This is a genomic window from Streptomyces smaragdinus (assembly GCF_009604385.1).
In the GTDB taxonomy this organism is placed as follows: domain Bacteria; phylum Actinomycetota; class Actinomycetes; order Streptomycetales; family Streptomycetaceae; genus Streptomyces; species Streptomyces smaragdinus.
On record NZ_WEGJ01000089.1, the window covers coordinates 1 to 2,739 of the forward strand.

2 protein-coding genes and 2 pseudogenes are annotated in these 2,739 nt (G+C 64.8%); 2 read left to right on the forward strand and 2 right to left on the reverse strand.

Annotated elements, in window-relative coordinates; genetic code table 11:
- Positions 1 to 147: 147 nt before the first annotated feature.
- Positions 148 to 576 (forward strand): annotated as a pseudogene (locus SRB5_RS35640) (transposase); the annotation flags it as partial.
- Positions 577 to 810: 234 nt separating this feature from the next.
- On the opposite strand, the pseudogene SRB5_RS37830 reads toward SRB5_RS35640, so the two are convergent.
- Positions 811 to 939 (reverse strand): annotated as a pseudogene (locus SRB5_RS37830) (transposase); the annotation flags it as partial.
- Positions 940 to 1,075: 136 nt separating this feature from the next.
- Here SRB5_RS37830 and SRB5_RS35645 point away from each other — a divergent pair.
- Positions 1,076 to 1,345, forward strand: a complete 270-nt coding sequence (locus SRB5_RS35645; RefSeq protein ID WP_153458000.1) for a hypothetical protein — start codon at positions 1,076 to 1,078, stop codon at positions 1,343 to 1,345.
- Positions 1,346 to 1,952: 607 nt separating this feature from the next.
- On the opposite strand, the gene SRB5_RS37330 is transcribed toward SRB5_RS35645, so the two are convergent.
- Positions 1,953 to 2,540, reverse strand: a complete 588-nt coding sequence (locus SRB5_RS37330; protein ID WP_153458002.1) for an ArsR/SmtB family transcription factor — start codon at positions 2,538 to 2,540, stop codon at positions 1,953 to 1,955.
- Positions 2,541 to 2,739: the final 199 nt, after the last annotated feature.

The window sequence follows — 2,739 nt, forward strand, 5'->3', positions numbered from 1 at the left end:
TCGATCAACGGCAACAGCTACCGACTCAAGAACCGCCTCCAGACTATCGAGCGAGACGCCGACGTGGCCTGAGCAGTGGTGCACATAACTCTGTACTCGGTGGTGCACTCAGAGGAGTACGCGGACAACCAGCAGGTCAACGACCTCGACAGGCGGATCGAGGCCTGCTTCCGACGCCATGAGCACGCAGAGATCATCACCAGCCTTCCCGGCACAGGACCGCTCCTCGGCGCCGAGTTCCTCGCCTGCACCGGCGGCGACATGACGCTCTTCGGGACCCCGGACCGGCTGGCCGCGCTCGCCGGCGTCGCACCGACACCGCGCGATTCCGGACGCATCAGCGGCAACCTCCGTCGGCCAAGGCGCTACCACCGCGGGCTCCAGCGCATCTCCTACCAGTCCGCATTGATCAGCATCCGCTGCTGCCCGGAGTCCATAGCGTTCTACGACCGCAAACGTGCCGAAGGAAAACGCCACATCCAGGCCGTCCTCTCCCTCGCCCGCCGTCGCGTCAACGTGCTGCGGGCTCTCCTCCGCGACGGACGCCGCTACGAACCGGCCCCGCCCGTGGCAGCTCGACAATCCCTCTGGGGAATCGTCTCGCCGGCGAAATATTTGGCCGCCTTGCGGAGTATGTCCCGCTCGGTCGCCGGCTTGCGATCACTGGCCTCGAGCTCGGCGACCCGGGCCTCGAGCTGCCGGATCCGTTCGTCCCGGCTCCGTGGCCGACGACGTTTCTTCCGGGGCTGCGGACCTTCCGGCACCTGCCCGGCGGAGCAGCCCGTCCGCGGCGCTTGCGGTCGCGCAGCACCCACTCGCGCAGGGTGGCCCGGCCGATGCCCAGGTCGGCGGCGATCCCTTTGTAGGTTGCCCCGGGTGTGGACTCGTATAAGCCACGGCATCGGCCCTGAACTCGTCCGAGTAGTCCTTCAACGCCATCGACGGTCGCTCGCTTCCTCCGGATCAAGCAGATCCAGTATCAGCGTGTCCACCACTCAGGGGGAGGCTCCGGGGTAGGTGAGAGTGATGTTCGACAGTGTTGTTGAATTTGGGGATACAGCCGATGATCTGATTGATGTCAGTGTTGCTGTCGTGCCGACGGGTGGGTGCTGTCGAGATGGACTGGCTGCCTGTTGCGGGGACTCTGATCGGCTCGGCGGGAACGATCATCACTCAGTACGTGACCAACCGTACCGTTGAACGAAGTGCACGCCGAGCGCGCGCTGAGCAGGTCCGGGCTGAGCGGAAGGCTGCGATTCAGGATTTCGTCGAGGTCTATCAGGTAATCGAGCGTGTCATCGGCGACAGTGGTGATCGGCCGAGTGAGCTGATCCATCGCATGTGATCGCTGCGCAACAATCTGATGCTGGTTGCCTCCGAAGAACTTCACGATGCGGCGTCCGACCTCGCTAACGCTCTTGGCGATACGTACTGGCACGGAACGCCGGACGGCAGTAGGCCTTGGGAGTACCTCGGTGGCGTCCGGCACCGATTCCTTGAGGCGGCGCGGGCTGAGGTGCGGCCGGATGCAGATCACCGGGGGAACTGATCGGCCAGAACCCGACGGGGTGATCACGGTTCCGTTTGGGATCCGGGTCGGATCCCGTTGCCGTCCTCGGCGTTATCGGGGCCGCACAGCACGTCGGAAGGTGGGAGTAATGGTGTGAGGGTGTGTGGTGGCCTGGCCCGTACGGTCCGTAGCTTTATCGTCGCCGACCCTGTCGGCGCCTGTGGTTCTGTGTCGGCTGCGGTCCGTGCGGCTACCCGGCCGAGTGGATCCGGGGTGTGTTGAGGGCTTTCGTTGCCGACACAGTGGTTTCCTGGTCCGGCCGCAAACGACGGGTCCACGTGTTCTTCCGTTGCGGTTCACCCGATCAGAGTCTGGTGGCTGCTGCCTTCTGGGCGAGTTCCTGGTTCCCGGCCTGTTTCCGGCGGAGCTTCTGGAGTGCTGCTCAGTCGCGGGTTTCTTCGAGGAGGTGTGCCGCGTGTGTGGTTCGTTGGTATAGCACGTGGCGTCCGTTTCTGGTTTTGGTGACGAGGTGTGCGTGGTGGAGTGCGGTGAGGTGGTAGGAGGCGGTGGCGGGGGTGCATCCGTTTCGGGTGGCGAGTTCTGTGGTGGTGCGGGGGGTTGTGAGGTCTGTGAGGAGGGCTGCTCGGGTTTTGCCGATGATGTGGGCGATTTTTCCGGGTTTGCGGTCGCGGCCGGTTCCGATGTGTTGGGCGGGGTAGTAGAGGACGAACTGGCCGGGGGTGTCGACCTGGATGGTGAGGCGGGGCCGGTTGAGTACTGAGGGGGTGAGGACCAGGTCCCGGCCGGTGAGGTCGATTTCGCTGTTCCGTGGTGTTGCGAGGGTGATTGCGTCGCCCGTCCAGTTCATGTCGGGGTGGAGTGCTCGCAGTGTGCGGCCGATGCCCTGGGTGGCGATGGTTGTTGCGCGGTGGGCGATGTCCTGGTCGGTGATCGAGTGCAGTTCGGGCCAGCCCTCGGCGAGGGCAGCACGCCAGAATCGGGCGAGACCGTTGGCGAGATGGCGCTGCATCCGCCCTGATTCCGCGATTCGGCGGGTCGCGGTGGGCAGTGGTCTGTTCCAGTGGGTGCGGGTGTGGGTGAGTGAACCGTTCCGGGTTCGGTAGAGAGCTCAGTTGGTGGTTGTGACCTGCGGTTTCGTGGCTGTCAGGTAGTAGGTGTTCTCGTACTCGACGGGCGGGACGTGGCCTATCTCACCGTGCAGGCGTCGG